This window comes from Micromonospora sp. 067-2 (genome assembly GCF_046549295.1).
Taxonomy (GTDB): domain Bacteria; phylum Actinomycetota; class Actinomycetes; order Mycobacteriales; family Micromonosporaceae; genus Micromonospora.
Genome location: NZ_JAJPWB010000013.1, coordinates 163,282 through 182,346 on the forward strand (window position 1 = coordinate 163,282; position 19,065 = coordinate 182,346).

General features: G+C 70.9%; 18 protein-coding genes. 7 read left to right on the forward strand and 11 right to left on the reverse strand.

Annotated features, from left to right (window positions below):
• Position 1: 1 nt before the first annotated feature.
• Positions 2 to 1,267 carry an aspartate kinase gene (locus tag ACLJN9_RS28525; protein WP_410814722.1) on the reverse strand — a complete coding sequence of 422 codons (1,266 nt, stop codon included), beginning with the start codon at positions 1,265 to 1,267 and terminating at the stop codon, positions 2 to 4.
• Positions 1,268 to 1,467: 200 nt separating this feature from the next.
• Between ACLJN9_RS28525 and ACLJN9_RS28530 the strand changes: the two genes are divergently transcribed.
• Positions 1,468 to 2,256, forward strand: a complete 789-nt coding sequence (locus tag ACLJN9_RS28530) for a hypothetical protein (protein ID WP_410814723.1) — start codon at positions 1,468 to 1,470, stop codon at positions 2,254 to 2,256.
• Positions 2,257 to 2,339: 83 nt separating this feature from the next.
• On the forward strand, positions 2,340 to 2,870 hold the full coding sequence (locus tag ACLJN9_RS28535) for a nitroreductase family protein (protein ID WP_410814724.1): 531 nt from the start codon (positions 2,340 to 2,342) through the stop codon (positions 2,868 to 2,870).
• Between the two features lie 13 nt (positions 2,871 to 2,883).
• Here ACLJN9_RS28535 and ACLJN9_RS28540 read toward each other — a convergent pair whose 3' ends face one another.
• Positions 2,884 to 3,873 (reverse strand): MarR family transcriptional regulator, encoded by a 990-nt coding sequence (locus tag ACLJN9_RS28540; protein ID WP_410814725.1) that lies wholly within the window; start codon positions 3,871 to 3,873, stop codon positions 2,884 to 2,886.
• Positions 3,874 to 3,950: 77 nt separating this feature from the next.
• Between ACLJN9_RS28540 and ACLJN9_RS28545 the strand changes: the two genes are divergently transcribed.
• Together ACLJN9_RS28545 and leuA are read left to right on the forward strand one after the other, a co-directional pair.
• Positions 3,951 to 5,222: an MFS transporter gene (locus tag ACLJN9_RS28545; RefSeq protein WP_410814726.1), complete on the forward strand. Its 1,272-nt coding sequence runs from the start codon at positions 3,951 to 3,953 to the stop codon at positions 5,220 to 5,222.
• A gap of 240 nt (positions 5,223 to 5,462) precedes the next feature.
• Positions 5,463 to 7,220 carry a 2-isopropylmalate synthase gene (gene leuA / locus ACLJN9_RS28550; RefSeq protein WP_410814728.1) on the forward strand — a complete coding sequence of 586 codons (1,758 nt, stop codon included), beginning with the start codon at positions 5,463 to 5,465 and terminating at the stop codon, positions 7,218 to 7,220.
• Between the two features lie 27 nt (positions 7,221 to 7,247).
• Here leuA and ACLJN9_RS28555 read toward each other — a convergent pair whose 3' ends face one another.
• Positions 7,248 to 8,741, reverse strand: coding sequence for an MFS transporter (locus ACLJN9_RS28555; protein ID WP_410814729.1), 1,494 nt, complete (start codon positions 8,739 to 8,741; stop codon positions 7,248 to 7,250).
• A 107-nt stretch (positions 8,742 to 8,848) separates the two neighbouring features.
• On the opposite strand from ACLJN9_RS28555, the gene ACLJN9_RS28560 reads away from it, so the two are divergent.
• Together ACLJN9_RS28560 and ACLJN9_RS28565 are read left to right on the forward strand one after the other, a co-directional pair.
• Positions 8,849 to 9,508, forward strand: a complete 660-nt coding sequence (locus ACLJN9_RS28560; protein ID WP_410814730.1) for an HNH endonuclease family protein — start codon at positions 8,849 to 8,851, stop codon at positions 9,506 to 9,508.
• Positions 9,490 to 9,885, forward strand: coding sequence for a hypothetical protein (locus ACLJN9_RS28565; RefSeq protein WP_410814731.1), 396 nt, complete (start codon positions 9,490 to 9,492; stop codon positions 9,883 to 9,885). Before ACLJN9_RS28560 ends, ACLJN9_RS28565 begins: the two co-directional genes overlap by 19 nt.
• Positions 9,886 to 9,997: 112 nt before the next feature.
• Here the strand turns inward: ACLJN9_RS28565 and ACLJN9_RS28570 are convergent, their stop codons facing one another.
• The 7 genes from ACLJN9_RS28570 to ACLJN9_RS28600 all read right to left on the reverse strand — a co-directional run bounded on the left by ACLJN9_RS28570 (position 9,998) and on the right by ACLJN9_RS28600 (position 17,188).
• Positions 9,998 to 11,101: an ABC transporter ATP-binding protein gene (locus ACLJN9_RS28570; protein WP_410814732.1), complete on the reverse strand. Its 1,104-nt coding sequence runs from the start codon at positions 11,099 to 11,101 to the stop codon at positions 9,998 to 10,000.
• Positions 11,102 to 11,177: 76 nt separating this feature from the next.
• A complete protein-coding gene (locus ACLJN9_RS28575; RefSeq protein ID WP_410814733.1) occupies positions 11,178 to 12,191 on the reverse strand; it encodes an ABC transporter ATP-binding protein in 1,014 nt (337 codons plus the stop codon).
• A 62-nt stretch (positions 12,192 to 12,253) separates the two neighbouring features.
• Complete coding sequence (locus ACLJN9_RS28580) at positions 12,254 to 13,216, reverse strand: ABC transporter permease (RefSeq protein WP_410814734.1); 963 nt, start codon at positions 13,214 to 13,216, stop codon at positions 12,254 to 12,256.
• Positions 13,213 to 14,217 carry an ABC transporter permease gene (locus ACLJN9_RS28585; protein ID WP_410814735.1) on the reverse strand — a complete coding sequence of 335 codons (1,005 nt, stop codon included), beginning with the start codon at positions 14,215 to 14,217 and terminating at the stop codon, positions 13,213 to 13,215. Before ACLJN9_RS28585 ends, ACLJN9_RS28580 begins: the two co-directional genes overlap by 4 nt.
• Before the next feature lie 82 nt (positions 14,218 to 14,299).
• Positions 14,300 to 15,961 (reverse strand): ABC transporter substrate-binding protein, encoded by a 1,662-nt coding sequence (locus tag ACLJN9_RS28590; protein WP_410814737.1) that lies wholly within the window; start codon positions 15,959 to 15,961, stop codon positions 14,300 to 14,302.
• 316 nt (positions 15,962 to 16,277) lie between these two features.
• Positions 16,278 to 16,871 carry a recombination mediator RecR gene (gene recR / locus ACLJN9_RS28595; RefSeq protein WP_410814739.1) on the reverse strand — a complete coding sequence of 198 codons (594 nt, stop codon included), beginning with the start codon at positions 16,869 to 16,871 and terminating at the stop codon, positions 16,278 to 16,280.
• A gap of 8 nt (positions 16,872 to 16,879) precedes the next feature.
• Positions 16,880 to 17,188 (reverse strand): YbaB/EbfC family nucleoid-associated protein, encoded by a 309-nt coding sequence (locus ACLJN9_RS28600; RefSeq protein WP_410814789.1) that lies wholly within the window; start codon positions 17,186 to 17,188, stop codon positions 16,880 to 16,882.
• A 159-nt stretch (positions 17,189 to 17,347) separates the two neighbouring features.
• Between ACLJN9_RS28600 and ACLJN9_RS28605 the strand changes: the two genes are divergently transcribed.
• On the forward strand, positions 17,348 to 18,421 hold the full coding sequence (locus ACLJN9_RS28605; protein ID WP_410814740.1) for a DUF2332 domain-containing protein: 1,074 nt from the start codon (positions 17,348 to 17,350) through the stop codon (positions 18,419 to 18,421).
• Positions 18,422 to 18,443: 22 nt separating this feature from the next.
• Here ACLJN9_RS28605 and ACLJN9_RS28610 read toward each other — a convergent pair whose 3' ends face one another.
• A complete protein-coding gene (locus tag ACLJN9_RS28610; protein ID WP_410814742.1) occupies positions 18,444 to 19,043 on the reverse strand; it encodes a TetR/AcrR family transcriptional regulator in 600 nt (199 codons plus the stop codon).
• Positions 19,044 to 19,065 lie beyond the last annotated feature (22 nt).

The window sequence follows — 19,065 nt, forward strand, 5'->3', positions numbered from 1 at the left end:
GCTACCTACCCGTCCCCGCGTAGACCACGGCTTCGGTGTCGCCGCCCAACTCGAACGCGTCGTGGATCGCGCGGACCGCGGCGTCCAGGTCGGTGTCCCGGCAGACCACGGAGACCCGGATCTCGGAGGTGGAGATCATCTCGATGTTGACCCCGGCCGCGCCGAGCGCGGCGAAGAAACCGGCGGCCACCCCCGGGTGCGAGCGCATGCCGGCACCGATCAGCGAGACCTTGCCGACGTGGTCGTCGTAGAGCAGGCCCTTGAACTTGACCGGCTCCTGGATCTTGCTGAGCGCGGCCATCGCGGTCGGGCCGTCGGTCTTGGGCAGGGTGAACGAGATGTCGGTCCGGCCGGTGCCCTCGGTGGAGACGTTCTGCACGATCATGTCGATGTTGATCTCGGCGCTGGCAACGGTGTCGAAGATCCGCGCGGCGGCGCCCGGCTCGTCGGGCACCCCGACGATCGTGATCTTGGCCTCGCTGCGGTCGTGCGCAACGCCGGTGATCAGTGCCTGCTCCACGGAAAGGTCCTCCATCGATCCGGTGACCATCGTGCCGGTGTTGGTCGAGTATGACGAACGGACGTGGATCGGCAACCCCGCCCTGCGGGCGTACTCCACGCTACGCAGGTGCAGCACCTTCGCGCCGCACGCCGCCAGCTCCAGCATCTCCTCGTAGGTGATCTGCCGGATGTGGCGGGCGTTGGGCACGATTCGCGGGTCCGCGGTGAAGATGCCGTCGACGTCGGTGTAGATCTCGCAGACGTCGGCGTGCAGCGCGGCGGCGAGCGCCACGGCGGTGGTGTCCGAGCCGCCCCGGCCCAGCGTGGTGACGTCCTTGGTGTCCTGCGAGACGCCCTGGAAGCCGGCCACGATGACCACCGAACCCTCGTCGAGCGCGCCCTTGAGCCGCCCGGGGGTCACATCGATGATCCGCGCGCGGCCGTGCACCGAGGTGGTGATCACGCCGGCCTGCGAGCCGGTGAACGAGCGGGCCTCGTACCCCAGGTTGTGGATGGCCATGGCCAGCAGGGCCATGGAGATCCGCTCCCCGGCGGTGAGCAGCATGTCCAGCTCGCGGCCCGGCGGCAACGGGCTGACCTGGTTGGCCAGGTCGAGCAGCTCGTCGGTGCTGTCCCCCATCGCGGAGACCACCACCACCACGTCGTCGCCGGCCTTGCGGGCGCCGACGATGCGCTCGGCCACCCGCTTGATGCGCTCGGCGTTGGCGACGGAGGATCCGCCGTACTTCTGCACCACGAGTGCCACGACGGTGCACTCCCTCCCAGCGGACCTGAGCGTGCCGACGCCGCCGGAACCGGGGCCGGCGGCGCGTGTTCAAACCCCTTGAGGGTATCCGGCGGCGCGCGGCACCGGGTCGGGTGATCCCACCATCCGGCCCGCACCGGCCGCGGGTGGGGCGGGCGCGCCGGCCCCCGTCGCCGGCGCACAGCCATCAGAATGGGCCGGTGCCCGCCCTCATCCGCTCGGCCGGCCGCGCGCTCAGGCCGCTCGTGCTCGCCCTGCCGGCCCTGCTGCTCGCCTGCACCGCCGAGCAGCCGCCAGCCCCGCCACCGACTGATCCCGGACCGGTCGAGGTGGCCGCCGCCCGCGACGAGGTGGCCGCCCTCGCCGCCGCGGCCCAGGACCGTCACCTGGTGGCGCAGTACGTCGTCAGCCGGGCCGGTCAGTCGGACCGCACGATCGTCTTCACCAGCGCCAACGACGGCAGCTGGCGGGTCGACGTGCCGGGTGGCGCGCTGGGCGGCACGGTCGACGTCTCGCTGGCCGCCACCGCTGACGGTCTGTTCCAGTGCACCCTGCCGTCCGCCAGCCGATCGGAGCCGGCTCGCTGCGTACGCCTCGGGGAGCGCGACGACGCCCTTCCGCGCCGGCTGGACCCTCGGGTCCAGCATCCGCTCACCGACTGGCTGGACATCCTCACCGACCGCCGCGCACCGCTCGCCGTCGCACCGGCCGACCCGCCGGAGGGTTTCACCGGCACCTGCTACTCGGTGGACTCCACCTCGGCCTCGCTCAACGCGCCGCTGGACGTCGGCATCTACTGCTACGACCCGGACGGCACACCGACCGGTGTCCGGACGGAGGCCGGGTCGCTGAGGTTGGCCGCCCCGCCCGGGCCGGCGCCGGCCAGCGTGCAGTTGGCCGGCCCGGTGGTGGTCGACGAGGAGCCGCTCGACACCGCCGCCCCGCCGACACCTGAGCCGTCCGGCAGTTCGAGCGCGGGAACGCCGTGATCTTCATCCCGTTACGGGTGCGTTTGACCACATTCTGCCGCCCTGTTCAGAGGGCTGAATCGGCCATACAGGACACTTCACCCATGGCCCACCTCACCCCGCTGCTCGCCTTCCGCTGGAGCCCACGGTCCTTCGACCCGAGCGCCGAACTGACCCCGGACGAGGCGGCCTCGCTGCTCGAGGCCGCGCGCTGGGCGCCGTCGGCGGGAAACGGGCAGCCCTGGCGGTTCGCCATCGGCCACCGGCACGACGAGACCTGGAAACGGATCCTGATCAGCCTCCCGAGCAGCGACCAGGGCTGGGTCCGGCACGCCGCGACCCTGGTGGTCGGCGCGCACACCGGCGGCGACGCCGAGCGGACCGCGTACGACCTGGGTCAGGCGATCGCGCACCTGACCGTGCAGGCCACCGCGCTCGGCCTGTACGTGCACCAGCTCAGCCGCTTCGACCGGGCCGGCCTCGCCATCGAGTTGGACCTGCCCGGCGGCATCCGCCCGCTGGTGGTCGCCGCCGTCGGCCGGCTCGGGGACCCGTTCGATCTCCCGGCCGATCTGCGCACCCGGGAGACCGACCTGCGACACCGGCGTCCGGTCGCCGATCTGCTGCTCCACTGAGCGCCTGCCGGAGTTACCCGCCCCGGCTGGCCCGGAGCAGGACCAGAGCGGCCTCCGTGTTGCGGTAGAGGACGTGCCGCCCCTGCCGGACCCGGGTGACCAGGCCGGCAGCGTGCAGGGCCGCGAGGTGCTGGGAGACGTTCCCGCCGGACATCCCGGTGCGCCGCGCCAGGTCGGTGGTGGTCGTCGCGGCGTCGAGCAGGTCCAGCAACGCGGCCCGGCCCGAGCCGACCACCCGCGCCAGCGGATCGCCCGGCGGCATCGGGGTCTGCTCCCAGAGCGTGCCCACGGCCCGGACCGGGTAGGTGCCGCCGGGCGGCGACTCCTCGAGCAGGTTCCACAGCACCCGCCGACCGGTGAAGACGCCCGGGTTGAGCGCCAGCCCGCGTCCGCCCAGGTCGAAGTCCCGTTCGAACGGATCGTCGCTGACCAGCCGGTCGCCGAGCCACCGCAGCGTCGGGTGGAGCTCACCGAGAAGCCGGCCGGCGCCACCGTCCGCGAGTTGGGCGGCCCGGTGGGCGACGTCGGCGTCCAGCAGGGCGCGGATCCGGGGCCAGTCCGGGGCGATCGCCTCGTCGTGCCAGATCCGGACCGCGTCGACGAGCTGCGGCAACAGCCCGACGGGGTCGACGAGCAGGGCCATGCCGTACGCGCTGAGCGGGTGATTCGGCGTGGTCGCCAGCAGGTCCCGGACCACGACGTCGGGCGGGGTCTGGGCGATCTGCTCGAGCTGCTCGGCCAGCGTCACGTCCGACCGCGACGCCGCCGGAGTGAGGAAGTCCGGCAGCCAGCTCCGCGTGCGGGTCAGCTCGACCAGCGGGCGGACCCGGACGGCCACCTCCGGGCGCAGCAGGATCGCCCGGGCACGGTCGATCCAAGGCAGGTGCACCGCACGCCCGATCGGGTCATTCAGCGCCCACATGCTGGAGACCGTCTCCCAGACCGGCGAGACGCTGAAGCGCACCCTGGCGACGTCGGCCACGCTGAACCGCAACTCGGACAAGGACACCTCCGAACCAGAATTCGTTCCAGCCTAAAAGGCTCGACCGCGACCGTGGGGGCACGGTTCACTCCCCGGCCATGGGGACCAGAGAAACCATCCGCACCGCCGTCCGACACGTCGTACCACCCGCCGGGTTGACCCGGGCCCTGGCCGTGCAGGCCATGATCGGCGCCGTCGGTAACGGGCTGTTCCAGGCCGGCAGTGCCGTCTTCTTCACCCGGGCGCTCGGCCTCAGCCCTGCCCAGGTGGGGCTGGGACTGTCCATCGCGGCGGGGGTGTCACTGCTGGGTACGGTGCCGCTGGGCGGGCTCACCGACCGGTACGGACCGCAGCGGATCTGGGTTCTCGGGCTGGTGCTGGACGCGGCGTGTTTCGCGGCCTACCCGTTCGTGGGCGGCTTCGCCGGTTTCCTCGCCGTTGTGGTGGCGCTGGCCACCGTCGATGCCGCCACCGGCGTGGCCCGTCACGTCTACTCGATCAACGCACTTCCCCCGGCCGAGCGGGTGACGGCGATGGCGTACCAGCGCTCGTCGCTGAACGCCGGGTTCGGGCTCGGCGCGGTGATCAGCGGCCTGGTGCTGGCGGTGGACACGATCACCGCGTACCGGGGGATGGTCTGGTTCATCGCGGCGGTCTTCCTGGTGACGGCCCTCTTCGTACGGCGGCTGCCCCGGCTGCCCCAGGCGGCCCGGCCGGCGGAGCCGATGAGCCGGCTCGCCGTGCTGCGGGACCGCCCGTTCATGGCGGTGTCGCTGCTCTCCGGCCTGCTGACCGCGCACCAGACGCTCTACCTCACGGTGCTGCCGCTGTGGATCCTCACCCACACCGACGCCCCGAAGACGGTGATCGCCGGGCTGGTGGTGCTCAACACGGTCCTGATCGTGCTGCTACAGGTGCGCGCCAGCCGGGGCGCCGACACCGCGTCGGGCGCGGCCCGGTCCTCCCGCCGGGGCGCGCTGCTGATCGCCCTGTTCTGTCTGGTCCTGCCGATCTCCGGGGTCACCCGGGGCGCGGTCACGATCGTGGTGCTGGTGGCCGCCGCGACGCTGCTGATCCTGGCCGAGTTGATCGAGTCGGCCGGCACCTGGGGGCTCTCCGCCAGCCTGCCGCCGGCCGCCCAGCGCGGCGCCTACGTGGGAGCGTTCCGGCTCGGCACGCAGGTGCAGTTTCTGATCGCGCCGGCGGGGTTGACCGCTCTGGGGGTGACCACCGGTGGCTGGGGCTGGTATCCGACGGCAGCGGTCTTCGCACTGATCGGGCTGGCGATCGTGCCCGTGGTGGCCTGGGCCGCAGCGACGCCGCGGTTGGGCGCGACGGCCCCGGAGCAGGTCGTGACACCCGTCCCATAGTCCGGACCCACCTTCCCGACCCCCGTTCCATCACGTAGGGTCACCCCTGTCATGTGGCGGGCGCTTCTTATCCTTGGCCGCCGCGACGAGGCCTGACCGGCCGGCACCTCGTCGCGGAGTCGCACCGCGCCGTCCAGCACATCCGAACTTCTCCTCGGCACCGCGCGGGCACCGTCGCCCGGCACTCGCCGACACCTTCCGATTGCTGACGCCCCACGTGACCCACGGGAGTGCCCCGTCATGGCCCAACCAGCCAGCACCGCCGACGCCGAGACCGATCCGATCGCCCGGCAGCAGCCCAGCCGGATGCCGTACCACCGCTACCAGCCCTACCGGGAGCAGTTCCGGGTCGACCTGCCCGACCGCGCCTGGCCCACCCGGCACGTCGACGCCGCGCCGCGTTGGTGCGCGGTCGACCTGCGGGACGGCAACCAGGCGCTGATCGACCCGATGTCGCCCGAGCGCAAGCGTCGGATGTTCCAGTTGCTGGTCCAGATGGGCTACAAGGAGATCGAGGTCGGCTTCCCCTCGGCCAGCCAGACCGACTTCGACTTCGTCCGGCAGCTCATCGAACAGGACATGATCCCGGACGACGTCACCATCCAGGTGCTCACCCAGTGCCGGGAACACCTGATCGACCGGACGTTCGAGTCGCTGCGCGGGGCGAAGCGGGCCATCGTGCACTTCTACAACTCGACCTCGACCCTGCAGCGTCGGGTGGTCTTCGGCCTGGACCGCGACGGCATCACCGACATCGCCACCTCCGGCGCGCGGCTCTGCCAGAAGTACGCCGAGATCCACACCCCGGACACCGAGATCCACTACGAGTACTCGCCGGAGTCGTACACGGGCACCGAGCTGGAGTACGCGTTGGAGGTCTGCTCCCGCGTGATCGACGTGATCGACCCGACGCCGGACCGAAAGCTGATCATCAACCTGCCGGCGACCGTCGAGATGGCGAGCCCGAACGTGTACGCCGACTCGATCGAGTGGATGCACCGGCACCTGCCGCGACGGGACAGCCTGGTGCTGAGCCTGCACCCGCACAACGACCGGGGCACCGGCGTGGCGGCCGCCGAGTTGGGCCTGCTGGCCGGCGCGGACCGGATCGAGGGCTGCCTGTTCGGCAACGGCGAGCGCACCGGCAACGTGGACCTGGTGACGCTGGGGCTCAACCTCTTCTCCCAGGGCATCGACCCGATGATCGACTTTTCGAACATCGACGAGGTCCGGCGGGCCGTCGAGTACTGCAACCAGCTGCCGGTGCACGAGCGCCACCCGTACGCCGGGGACCTGGTCTACACGGCGTTCTCCGGTTCGCACCAGGACGCGATCAAGAAGGGGTTCGACGCCCTCGCCGTGGACGCCGCGGCGGCCGGCGTGGAACTGGGCGAGCACACCTGGGCGGTGCCCTACCTGCCGATCGACCCGAAGGATCTGGGCCGCACCTACGAGGCGGTCATCCGGGTCAACTCGCAGTCCGGCAAGGGCGGCGTCGCGTACATCATGAAGAGCGAGCACCAACTGGACCTGCCCCGCCGGCTCCAGATCGAGTTCTCCGGGGTCGTGCAGCAGGTCACCGACCACGACGGCGGCGAGGTCGACCCGAGCGCCATGTGGGAGATCTTCGCGACGCACTACCTGCTCGACCACCAGCCCGACCCGGCGGTGCGGCTGGCCGGCTACGCGATCGGCACCGCCGAGGGCAAGGTCGAGATCGAGGCCCAGGTGGGTGTGGGCGCCGAGCAGCGGTCACTGACCGCGGTCGGCAACGGCCCGATCGACGCGTACGTCAACGCGCTGCAGTCGGTCGGGGTGGGCGTGCGGGTGCTCGACTACCACGAGCACGCGCTCTCCTCCGGTGGTGACGCGCAGGCCGCCGCGTACGTGGAGTGTGAGGTCGACGGCCGGACGGTCTGGGGCGTCGGCACCGACGCCAACATCGTCACCGCGTCGATCAAGGCGGTCACCAGCGCCGTCAACCGCGCCCGCCGCTGAGACACCCGCTCCGCGCCCCCGCGTCCGTCACCGCGGGGGCGTGGCGGCGGGCATCGAGTGGCAGGGCTGAGACGGCGGAGCGGCCCGGGGCGGCCGATGGACCAGCACGAGGGCCAGCACCGCGCCGGCCAGCAGCAGCCCGGCGCACCAGGCCAGCGCACCCCGGAACGCGGTCGTCAGCTCGGCCTTCTGCTCGTACCCGCCGCCGGAGAGGCCGACCAGCAGCGGCAGTGCCGCCACGGAGAGCAGACCACCGGCCCGGGACGCGGCGTTGTTGAACCCGCTGGCCACGCCGGAGAACCGGTCCTCCACGGCCGCCAGCACCGACGCGGTCAGTGGTGCCACCACCAGGGTCAGCCCGAGGCCGAAGAGCAGCACCCCGGGGAGCACGTCGCGCCAGTACGACGCACCCGGCCCCACCTCGCGCAGGAGCAGTAGGCCGGCGGCGGCCACCACCGGTCCGACGGACAGCAGCGGCCGCGGGCCGATCTTGGCCGACAACGCGCCGGCGCGGGCGGAACCGACCAGCAGTAGCACCGTCAACGGCAGCAGCGCGATCCCGGTGCGGAAGGCCGACCACTCGACCACGTTCTGCAGGTAGACGGCGAAGAAGAAGGTGAACCCGCCCAGCGCCGCGTACACCACGACGGTGAAGATGTTCAGCACCGAGAAGAGCCGACTGCCGAACAGCCCGGTGGGCAGCATCGCGGCGTCGCCGCGCCGTCGTTCCAGCAGTACGAAGGCCACCGCCGCCAGCACCCCGACCAGTGCCGCGATCAGCACCGGGGCGGAGCCGTAGCCGCGCGCGGGCGCGTCGATCAGGGCGTACGTGACGCCGGCGAGGGCGAGCGCGCCGAGCAGCGCCCCGAGCACGTCGAACCGGTGCCGGGCCTGGCCCGCTCCCGCGGTCCGCGAGGCGCTCTCGTCGCGGCTCTCCGGCACCCAGCGCAGGGTGGCCAGCACGACCAGCACGGCCACCGGCAGGTTGAGGAAGAAGATCCACCGCCAGGAGAGCGTGTCGATCAGCCAGCCGCCGAGGAACGGACCCAGCGCGGTCGACACACCGGACAGCCCGGCCCAGGCGCCGATCGCCCGGCCCCGGTCGTCCGGGTGGAAGCTGGCCTGGAGCACCGACAGCGATCCGGGGGTGAGCAGTGCGCCGCCGGCACCCTGCAGGATCCGGGCCGCGATCAGCCAGCCGGTGCCCTGGGACAGCCCGCACAGCACCGAGGCGACGGTGAACCAGACCACCCCGATGAGAAAGATCCGCCGCCGGCCGAACCGGTCGCCCAGCGCCCCGCCCAGCAGCACGAACGCCGCCAGCATCAGCAGGTAGCCGTTGATGGTCCACTGGAGATCGGCCACGTTCGCGCCGAGGTCCTGGCCGAGCTTCGGCAGCGCGACGTTGACGACCGTGCTGTCCAGGAAGACCATGCCGGAGGCGAGCACCGCGGCGAGCAGCGTGCCCCGGCCGGCGACGGTGCCCATCCGCAGCGCGGGCTCCGGCGCGGGTGTGGTCATTCCACCAATCTGCCCTGCACCATGTGGGAGAGGCCGCGAAACGCCGAAACCATGTCCGGGTACTGTGCGCAATCGCCGGGAGCACGCAAGCTGGAGAGGTGTCGTCTGTGCGTACCAGATCAGGATCGCGTGCGGCGGTGGCCGCGCTCGCCGCGGCGCTGGCGCTCGGCGTGGCCGGTTGCGTCCCCCCGGATGAGCCGGACGCGCCGCCACCGAACGACGGCGGCGGCAACGCCGTGGAGCAGTTGGGCCAGCTCACCGTAGCTGCTGCCGGCTCGATGAAGGGCTACAGTCGCGAACACTTCCCGCACTGGCGGGACACCGGCAAGAACTGCGACGTACGGGACAGCATCCTGCAGCGCGACGGCAAGGACGTGAAACTGTCCGGGTGCAACGTGGTCGGCGGCCGCTGGGAGAGCGTGTACGACGGTCGCAGCGCGACCAATCCCTCCGAGGTGGACATCGACCACACGGTGCCGTTGGCGAACGCCTGGCGCTCGGGTGCCGACGAGTGGGACGACGCGAAGCGCGGCGACTTCGCCAACGACACCACCCGGCCGCAGCTCATCGCGGTTTCCGCCACCTCCAATCGGGCAAAGGGTGACCAGGATCCGTCGCAGTGGAAGCCGGCGAACCGGTCGTACTGGTGTCAGTACGCCGAGAACTGGGTGACGGTGAAGCACCACTGGCGGCTGACGGTGACCACCGCCGAGAAGGCCGCGCTGACCGACATGTTGGGAGGCTGCACATGGGCGAACAAGCCGTGACCGACGGCGGGACGACGACCGGAGGCACCGGCCCGGCCACCGCCGGCATGACCGCGGACGGCACGGCCGCGACCCCGGCTGCCGTACCGGGGGCCGGCATGGTCGCCGATTCGGACGGCGCCGGCGGCGCACAGAGCCGGACCGCCGACATCGTGCCCGGCCCGGGCGGGGTGATGACCGACGAGGTCGGGGTGGTCACCGGCGAGCTGACCCTGCGCACCGAGTACGCGGACGGCCGGGTCACGCTGCGGGTGCAGTACAAGGACGCGGACGAGTGGTACGTGGTGACCGGCGGGACGGTCGGGTTGGCCGACCCGGCGGGGCTGGACGCGGTGCACGGCGTCGCGGTGGCCCTGCTGCACCGCCCGGAGGGCTGAGCCACCCCCGGCAACGGTCCGTCGAGCGTGATGCCTCTCAGGCATATTGATGCCTGAGAGGCATCACGCTTTTCGGGACGTTGCGCGCGGTGCCGGTCCCGCCGACACCGCCTCAGACGTACGAGCCGGGCTCGCTGGGGGCGGAGACCACGCCCGGCGAGTCGCCCTCGCCCTCGGGGCGGACGATCTGCACGCTGACCTTGTGCGGGCGCAACTCCCCGCTGGCGATCTGCTCGGCCCAGTGGCAGGCGACCCGGCTTGCGCCGATCTCGCGCAGCACCGGCCGCTCGTCCACGCAGCGGGTGGGCTGCGCCCAGGGGCAGCGGGTGTGGAAGCGGCAGCCGGACGGCGGGTTGGCCGGCGATGGCAGGTCACCCGAGAGCAGGATCCGCTCCCGTCGGTCCTCCACGTCCGGGTCCGGCACCGGCACCGCGGACATCAGGGCCCGGGTGTACGGGTGCAGCGGCTCGGTGTACAGCCGGTCGCTCGGCGCCTCCTCGACCAACGCGCCCAGGTACATGACGCCGACGGTGTCGGAGATGTGCCGGACCACCGCCAGGTCGTGCGCGATCACCAGGTAGGTCAACCCCAGGCTGTCCTGCAGCTCGTCCAGCAGGTTCACCACCTGGGCCTGGATCGAGACGTCCAGCGCCGAGACCGGCTCGTCGGCGACGATCAACTCCGGCCCGAGCACCAGCGCGCGGGCGATGCCGATGCGCTGGCGCTGCCCACCGGAGAACTCGTGCGGATAGCGGGACAGCGCCCAGCGGGGCAGCCCCACCGCGTCCAGGGTCTCGCCGATGATCCGGCGACGGTCGGTCCGGTCGGCGCCGATCCCGTGGGTCTGCAGACCCTCGGTCAGGATCGACTCGACGTTCTGCCGGGGGTCGAGGCTGGACATCGGGTCCTGGAAGATCATCTGCATCCGGCGACGCATGGTACGCAATTTGCCGGACGGCAGCGTCGTCAACTCGACGCCGTCGAAGCTGACCTCGCCGGACGTCGGCGGGGTGAGCTGCAGCAGTGCCCGGCCGAGCGTCGACTTGCCACAACCGGACTCGCCGACCAGGCCGTACGTCTTGCCACGCGGGATGCTCAGGTCGACCCCGTCGACGGCCTTCACGTGGCCGACCACCCGGTCGAAGAGCACCCCCCGCTTGATCGGGAAGTGCACCTTCAGGTCGCGCACCTCGACGAGGATGTCGTTTCCGCTCACGCCAGCACTCCGCTTCGCTCCGCGCCGGCGTGAGAGGCCACGCTGCTGTGCCTGACGGTTCGCTCACTACGCTCGCTCACGCTGATTCCTCCTCGCGGGGGGCGGGCACCGTGCCGGGCACCGGCTCCGGGTTGACGCACCGGTAGCTCCGCCCGTCGTAGGTGTGCACCAGCTCCGGTGGCTGACCGACGCAGTCGTCGATCCGGCGGGCGCAACGCGGGGCGAAGGCGCAGCCGTCCGGCCAGGGCAGCAGGTCACGGACCGAACCGGGAATGGGGTTGAGCTTCTCGCCCCGCCCGGCGTCCAGGCGCGGCACGGAGCCGAGCAGACCCACGGTGTACGGGTGGCGCGGCTCGCGGAACAGCGGACGACGGCGGGCCGTCTCCACCACGCGACCGCCGTAGAGCACGTTGACGGTGTCACACATGCCGGCCACCACACCGAGATCGTGCGTGATCATCAGCAGCGCGGTGCCGGAGTCGCGGACCAGCCCCTTGAGCAGTTCCAGGATCTGGGCCTGGATGGTGACGTCCAGGGCCGTGGTCGGCTCGTCGGCGATCAGCAGCCGAGGCTGGCAGGCCACCGCCATCGCGATCAACGCCCGCTGCCGCATCCCGCCGGAGAGCTGGTGCGGGTACTCCTTCAGCCGGCGCTTCGGGTCGGGGATGCCGACCCGGTCCAGCAACGCCGCCGCCTCCTTCGCGGCGGCGTCGCCCTTCATTCCCCGGTGCCGGGTCAGCACCTCGGTCACCTGCAACCCGATCGGAATCACCGGGTTCAGGGACGAGAGAGGATCCTGGAAGATCATTGCGATGTCCCGGCCACGGATGTCCCGCCGGGAGCGGTCGTCGAGTTGGAGCAGGTCCGTGCCGTCGAAGACGGCCTTGCCCCCGACCCGCAGGCCGGGCTGCTTCGGCAGCAGACCCATGATCGCCAGTGAGGTGACGCTCTTGCCGCAGCCGGACTCGCCGACCAGGCCGACCACCTGACCGGCGTCGACCGAGAAGGACACCCCGTCGACCGCGTGTACGGCACGCTGGCCACGACGGGCGAACGTGACGGAGAGATCTTCAACTTCAAGGAGTGCCATGCTGTGCTGGCCTTTCGTTCGCGACTGCGGGGCTCGCAAGCTCTCTCCTCGCGCTCACGGCACTACTTCCGCAGCTTCGGGTCGAGGGCCTCGCGCATCGCCTCACCGAGCAGGGTGAAGCCGAGCGCGGTGATGATGATCCCGACGGCCGGGTAGATCGCCAGCGACGGCCGGATGCCGAGGTACTGCTGTGCGTCGGCGAGCATGACCCCCCACTCCGGTATCGCGGTGTCGGGGTTACCCAGGCCGAGGAACGAGAGCGCCGCGGCCTCGATGATCGCGGTGGCCAGGGTCAGGGTGGCCTGCACGATGACCGGGGCGAGTGAGTTGGGCACCACGTGCGTCAGAGCGATCTTCGACTTCTTCACGCCGAGTGAGGTGGCCGCCAGCACATAGTCGCTGTTGGCCTGCGAGATCATCGAGCCACGCAGCAGCCGGGCGAAGACCGGCACCGAGACCACGCCGACCGCGATCATGACCGTGGTCAGGCTGGCCCCGAGCAGGGCGGCGATGCTGACCGCCAGCAGCAGGCTCGGCATCGCCAGCAGCATGTCGATGAACCGCATCAGCGTGGTGTCGATCCACCGCCCCCACCGGCCGCCGAGGCCGGCCGCGGCACCGGAGACGCCACCGATGAGCGCGCCGATCGCGAGACCGATCAGGGTGGAGACGATGCCGACCAGCAGAGTCTGCCGGGCGCCCACGATCATCCGGCTGAACTCGTCGCGGCCCTGGTGGTCGTAGCCGAACCAGTGGTCACCGTTCACGCCGGGAATGGAACCCGGCTTGATGAGCCCCTCCCGGATGCCGATCGTGTCGGTCGGCGCGTACGGCACGAGGAACGGCCCGATCACCGAGACCAGCACGAAGATCGCCAGGATGATCGCGCCGACGATCGCCGCCGGGTTGCCCCGCAGCCGGCGGAACGCCTCCTGCCAGAGGCTGACCCCGCGCTCGTCGTCGCGGGCAGCGAGCTCCGCGAGTCGGTCGATCTTTTCACGCTTCTTGCTCGGGCTGAGCGTCATCGCACCCTCACCCTCGGGTCGATGAAGCTGTAGGAGAGGTCGACCAGGAGGTTCACCAGCACGTACACCACCGCGATGATCAGGATGAAGCCCAACAGCACGGGGTAGTCGCGTTGGCCGATGGCCTCGGCGACGAAGGCTCCGATGCCGTTGAAGGCGAAGACGGTCTCGGTCAGCACGGCACCGGACAGCAGACCGCCGGCGAGCAGGCCGATCGAGGTGGCCACCGGCAGCATCGCGTTACGCAGCACGTGCCGGCGTCGGACCACCTGCTCGGTCAGGCCCTTGGCCTCGGCGGTCCGGACGAAGTCCTCGTTGAGGACCTCCAGCACGCTCGCCCGGGTGATCCGGACGATGATCGCCAGCGGGATGCTGGCCAACGCGATGCTGGGCAGCACCAGATGCCAGAGGGCGTCGGCGGCGGCGTCCCACTCGCGGGTCATCAGCCCGTCGAGGACGAAGAAGTTGGTGACCCGGGTCGCTCCGAGCGTCGGGTCCTGCCTGCCACTGGACGGGAACCAGTGCAGGTTCTCCGAGAAGATGGCCTTGAGCACGTAGCCCAGGAAGAAGACCGGGATGCAGATGCCGATCAGCGAGCCACCCACCGAGGCGTGGTCCAGGAACCGACCGCGACGGCGGGCAGCCAGGTAGCCCAGTGGGATGCCGATGCCGATCGCGATCACCAGCGCGGTGATGGTCAGCTCGACGGTGCCGGGGAAGCGCTCGAGAAACTCGGTGATGACCGGCCGCTTGGTGGAGGTCGAGGTGCCCAGGTCGAGCCGGATGAGCCGCCGGACGAACCGGCCGTACTGCACCAGGATGGGCTCGTCGAGACCCATGTTGCGGCGGATGGCGGCACGCATCTCCGGCGTGCCGCGCTCGCCGAGGATGGCGGTCTCGGGACCGCCGGGGAGCCGGCGGAGCCAGATGAAGAGCAGGAGGGAGAGCCCGAACAGCGTGGGTATCAGCTGAAGCAGGCGCCTGACGATGAACCGGAACACGGCGGCCTCGAAGGGGTGCGGAGGGTTGCGGGCGGGCGCTGTGCGACAGCGCCCGCCCGCGTTCCTTGCGTCAGATCAGGACTTACTTGAACTCGGCGGTGGCGTACCGCTCGTCGGTGAGCGGGCTCGCCTTGACGCCGGTCACGTCCTTGCCGAACACGATCGCCGGCGGCGAGTGCGAGATCGGCACACCGGGCAGGAACTCCATCACGGACTTGTTAAGAGCCTTGTACTTCTCGGTGCGGGCCGCGATGTCGGCGGTGGTGTCCGCGTCCTTGAACTGGTCGAACAGGGCCTTGTTGTTGAAGCCCCACTCGTCCTTCGGCCGGTCGAAGAAGGTGCCGATGAAGTTGTAGGCGTCGCCGTAGTCACCGGTCCAGCCCAGGAAGTGGATGTCGTGGTTGCTGCCCGAGGTGGTGGCGTTGAGGTAGTCCGGGCTCCACTTCAGCGGGATCGCCTCGACCGTGATGCCGACCGCCTTCAGGTCCGCCGAGAGCAGCTCGAAGATGTCCTTCGGGTTCGGCATGTACGGCCGGGTGACCTCGGTGGGGTAGTGGAACTTCAGCTTCAGGTTCGACGCACCGGCCTCGGCCAGCAGCGCCTTCGCCTTGGCCGGGTCGTAGGTGTACTTCGGAACGTCGCCGTTCCAGCCCTCGACGGTGTCCGGCATGAAGTTGTCGGCCACCTTGGCGCCCGGGGGCAGCTTCGAGTCGACCAGCTGCTGGCGGTTCAGCGCGTACGCGATCGCCTGCCGGACACGGATGTCGGCGAGCTTCGGGTTGCCCTTCTGGTTGATCGCCAGGTAGAGCACGTTGAACGCCGGGCGGGTGAGGACGTTGAAACCCTCGCCCTTCAGCGGCTCGACGTCGGCCGGCCCGACCAGGTCGTAGCCCTGGATGTCACCGGAGCGCAGCGCCTGCTTGCGGGCGTTCTCGTCCGAGATCGTCTTGAAGATCAGGGTCTTGAGCTTGGCCTTGGTGCCGGAGTAGTCCTCGTTGCGCTCCAGGGTCAGCGTCTTGTTCGCGACGTCCCAGGACTTGAACTTGAACGGGCCGGTGCCGGTCGGGTGCTCCGTCGCGTACGACGGGTACTTGATGTCCTGGGCGGTGCCACCCACGTTGCTGGCGTCGAACTCCTGCAGCGCCTTCGGGCTGTGGATGGAGAACGAGGGGAGCATCAGCGCGGCCGGGATCTTGCTGGAGACCCGGGTGAATGCCAGGTCGACAGTGGTTGCGTCCTTGGCGGCGCAGGACTTGAAGAGGCTCGGCGGCAGTTCCGCGTCCTCGTTCTTGGCGAAGCCGCCCATGACGTCCTGCCAGTACGCGGTCACGTCCGGGCTCTGCATCAGGCCCTTGGCGTTGTACCAGCGGTCGAAGTTGGCGCAGACCGCCGCGGCGTTGAACTCGGTGCCGTCGTGGAACTTGACGCCGGACCGGAGCTTGAAGGTCCAGGTGGTGCCGGCGGCGTCCGGGGTCCAGGACTCGGCCAGACCGGGGGTGACCTTGGTGCCACCCTCCTCCGGGCGGACCAGGGTCTCGAAGACCTGACGCGCCACGCGCAGCGACTCACCGTCGCTGGCGAAGCTCGGGTCGAGCACCTTCGGGTCTCCGGCGACGCCGAAGACGAGGGTGTCCTTCTTGCTACCGCTGGGCTTGTCATCGCGGTTGCTCTCGGCGCAGCCTGCTACCGCGAGGGCCGCGACCGCGACGGCCGCGATCGCGACCTTCGGCCTGGGTGCACGCATCGTGCTTTCACCTCGTCCTTGGGGGTACGGACAACGTGGTGACAGGGGTCACCGATGGCGGTGACCATAGCTGCCGATGCGTCCACCCGGAAACCATCGGATGGATGGTTGGTATCGGATCGTGCCTCAATCGTCGCTTGACATTCGATTCGTAGGTGAACAGCGCCCGAAACCATGCTATCCGCACCCGTGATGCCAAACTGTTACGTCGAACTGACCGCAGGAGGGAGCAGGTGTCAGATCATTTCCGGGCACCGACGCGACGATGGCCGGCACCCCGGACAGGGTGCCGACCAGCGGCGAGCGTGGCCCTAGCTCAGACGGCCCGGCGCCCCTCGAAGGCGCGGCCGAGCGTGATCTCGTCGGCGTACTCCAGGTCGCCGCCGACCGGCAGCCCGCTGGCCAGCCTGGTCACCGCGATCCCCATCGGCTTCACCAGCAGCGCCAGGTACGTGGCGGTCGCCTCGCCCTCGGTGTTGGGGTCGGTGGCCAGGATCAGCTCCCGCACCGTGCCCTCGCCGAGCCGGATCATCAGTTCCCGGATGCGCAGGTTGTCCGGCCCGATCCCCTCCAGCGGATTGATCGCGCCACCCAGCACGTGGTAGCGGCCGCGGAACTCACCGGTCCGCTCGACGGCCACCACGTCCTTGGGCTCCTCCACCACGCACAGCACCTCGTTGGTGCGGCGCGGGTCGCGGCAGATCCGGCACTGTTCGGACTCGGCCACGTTGTAACAGGTCGTGCAGAACCGCACCAACTCCTTGACCTTGCGCAGCGCGCCGGCCAGCCGGTTGACGTCGGTCGGATCCGCCGAGAGGACGTGGAACGCGATCCGCTGGGCGCTCTTCGGGCCCACGCCCGGCAGCCGACCCAGCTCGTCGATCAGATCCTGGATGGCACCCTCGTACATCTGCCGGCTCAGAAACCGGGCAGGCCGAGGCCGCCCATGCCGCCGGTGACCGGGCCCATCTTGCGCTCGGTCAGCTCCCGCGCCGCCTCGGCGGCGTTGTGCACGGCCGCGACGACCAGGTCCTCAAGCGTCTCCACGTCGTCCGGGTCGACGGCCTTCGGGTCGATCTTGATCGCCTTGAGCTCCCCGCCGCCGGAGACGGTCGCGGTGACCAGCCCACCGCCGGCGGTGCCGGTCAGCTCGGCCTCGGCCAGCTCGGCCTGGGCGGCGGCGATCTGCTGCTGCATCTTCTGCGCCTGCTTCAGCATCTGCTGCATGTTCGGCTGTCCACCTGGGCGCACGGATGGCTCCTTCTCGCACTCGTCTGCTCGGCCGCCGCCCAGCCTAACCGCTGTGACCGGCCTCCCCCCGCCCGGTGCTTCCACGCCACGGATCGTCGGCGGATGATCGGCGGATCGACTGGAGGGAGCTCGAGGATGTCCCTGGAGCACGCGGCCACCGCCATGGAACGCCAGGCACGGGCATGCGCGCAACTGGACGCGCGCCTCTACGCCGACCTGCTCGTTCGCGCCGCCGAGGACGTCCGCGCCGGCGGGCCGTGCGCCGCGACCATCAGGGGGTACGAGGACCTGCCCAACTCCTCCGTGCTGTCGCTGCGGTTGCTCGGTGGCGTGCACGCGCTCGTGCTCACCGGGGACGCGCCCGACCTGGCCCGCTACTACCCGTCCACCGGCGGCGCCTACGTCCCGACGGAGGCGCAGGCCGCCTGGACCGCGTTTCGCGCGCTGCTCGCCGAGCGGTCGGACGACGTCCGCCCCTGGCTGCGCCGCCCCCCGCAAACCAACGAGGTCGGCCGGGCAAACCTCCTGCTGGCCGGGCTGCTGCACGCTCTGGCCGAGACGGGCGACCGGCCGGTACGCCTGATCGAGCTGGGGGCGAGCGCCGGGCTGAACCTGCGCGCCGACCGGTTCCGGGTCGAGGCGGACGGCTTCGCCTGGGGGCCGGCGGACTCGCCGGTGCGGCTGCCCGGTGCCTGGCGGAGCGGGGCGCCCGACTGGCTGCGTGCCGCGGCGGCCCGGCATCCGGGGATCACTGTGACGCAGCGGCTGGGCTGCGACCCGACCCCGCTGGACCCGGGCGGCGACGACGGGGCGCTCGCTCTGCGGGCGTACGTCTGGCCGGAGCACACCGCCCGGGCCGCCCGACTGGCCGGCGCGCTGGAACTGGCCGCGCGCGTGCCCGCTCGGGTGCAGACGGCCGGCGCGGCCGACTTCCTGGCCGGTGTGGCACCGCGCCCCGGCACCCTGACCGTGGTGTGGCACTCGGTGATGCGGCAGTACGTGCCGGCCGACGAGTGGAGCAGGACCACCGCCGAGCTGGACCGGCTCGCCCGGCTGGCGACCGCCGACGCTCCGGTGGCCTACCTGCTCTTCGAGCCGCACCCGGTGGACGGCCGGCACCCCTTCCAGCTGCGCTCCCGGCTCGGGAACGGACCGCAGCGGCTGCTCGCCGAGGCGAACCCGCACGGCCTGCCCGCTTGGACGCCGTGACCGACCCTGCCGGCCGGTCGCCCTACGCGCTGGTTCTCGGGATGAGCACCAGGGCCGTACGGGCAGCGCGGTGCAGCACGTCGGCGTCGACCCCGGCCCGGGCGATGGTGTCGATGCCCCGGATGACGCTGAGCAGCAGCCAGCCGAGGTCGACCGCGTCGACCTCGGCAGCGACCTCCCCGGCCTCCTGTGCGGCGGTGACAGTGGCGGCGAGCAGCCCGGCCAACTCGGCGAACGTCCGCCGGGACTGTGCCGCGACAGCCTCGTCGATGCCGGCGAGGTCCCCGGTCGCCCGGGACAGGAAACAGCCGCGCCGTGGTGACTCGGTGCCGAAGAACTCCGCCAGTGAGGTCAGGTAGTGCTCGATCCGCGCGAGCGGTGACCCGCCCTGGACGTTCCCGAGCGCGCTGCGGGCGTCGGCGACGAGATCCGTGCAGTAGTCGGCGAAGATCCGCAGGTAGAGGTCGTGTTTGCCGCCGAACGCGTGGTAGATGCTGCCCTTGCCCAGGCCGGTGACGTCCATCAGGTCGTAGGTGGACGTTCCCTCGTACCCGTAGGTCCAGAACCTGTCCCGCATCGAGTGCAGCACCGCGGTTTCCTCGAAGCCCCTCGTCCGTCCCATGCCGTCAGGATAGCTTTTTTTT

Coding starts and splice junctions, on each gene's coding strand:
- ACLJN9_RS28535 (WP_410814724.1), top strand. CDS start 2,340: ATGGCCCACCTCACCCCGCTGCTCGCCTTCCGCTGGAGCCCACGGTCC.
- ACLJN9_RS28545 (WP_410814726.1), top strand. CDS start 3,951: ATGGGGACCAGAGAAACCATCCGCACCGCCGTCCGACACGTCGTACCA.
- leuA (WP_410814728.1), top strand. CDS start 5,463: ATGGCCCAACCAGCCAGCACCGCCGACGCCGAGACCGATCCGATCGCC.
- ACLJN9_RS28555 (WP_410814729.1), bottom strand. CDS start 8,741: ATGACCACACCCGCGCCGGAGCCCGCGCTGCGGATGGGCACCGTCGCC.
- ACLJN9_RS28565 (WP_410814731.1), top strand. CDS start 9,490: ATGGGCGAACAAGCCGTGACCGACGGCGGGACGACGACCGGAGGCACC.
- ACLJN9_RS28575 (WP_410814733.1), bottom strand. CDS start 12,191: ATGGCACTCCTTGAAGTTGAAGATCTCTCCGTCACGTTCGCCCGTCGT.
- ACLJN9_RS28580 (WP_410814734.1), bottom strand. CDS start 13,216: ATGACGCTCAGCCCGAGCAAGAAGCGTGAAAAGATCGACCGACTCGCG.
- ACLJN9_RS28590 (WP_410814737.1), bottom strand. CDS start 15,961: ATGCGTGCACCCAGGCCGAAGGTCGCGATCGCGGCCGTCGCGGTCGCG.
- recR (WP_410814739.1), bottom strand. CDS start 16,871: ATGTACGAGGGTGCCATCCAGGATCTGATCGACGAGCTGGGTCGGCTG.
- ACLJN9_RS28600 (WP_410814789.1), bottom strand. CDS start 17,188: ATGCAGCAGATGCTGAAGCAGGCGCAGAAGATGCAGCAGCAGATCGCC.
- ACLJN9_RS28605 (WP_410814740.1), top strand. CDS start 17,348: ATGTCCCTGGAGCACGCGGCCACCGCCATGGAACGCCAGGCACGGGCA.
- ACLJN9_RS28610 (WP_410814742.1), bottom strand. CDS start 19,043: ATGGGACGGACGAGGGGCTTCGAGGAAACCGCGGTGCTGCACTCGATG.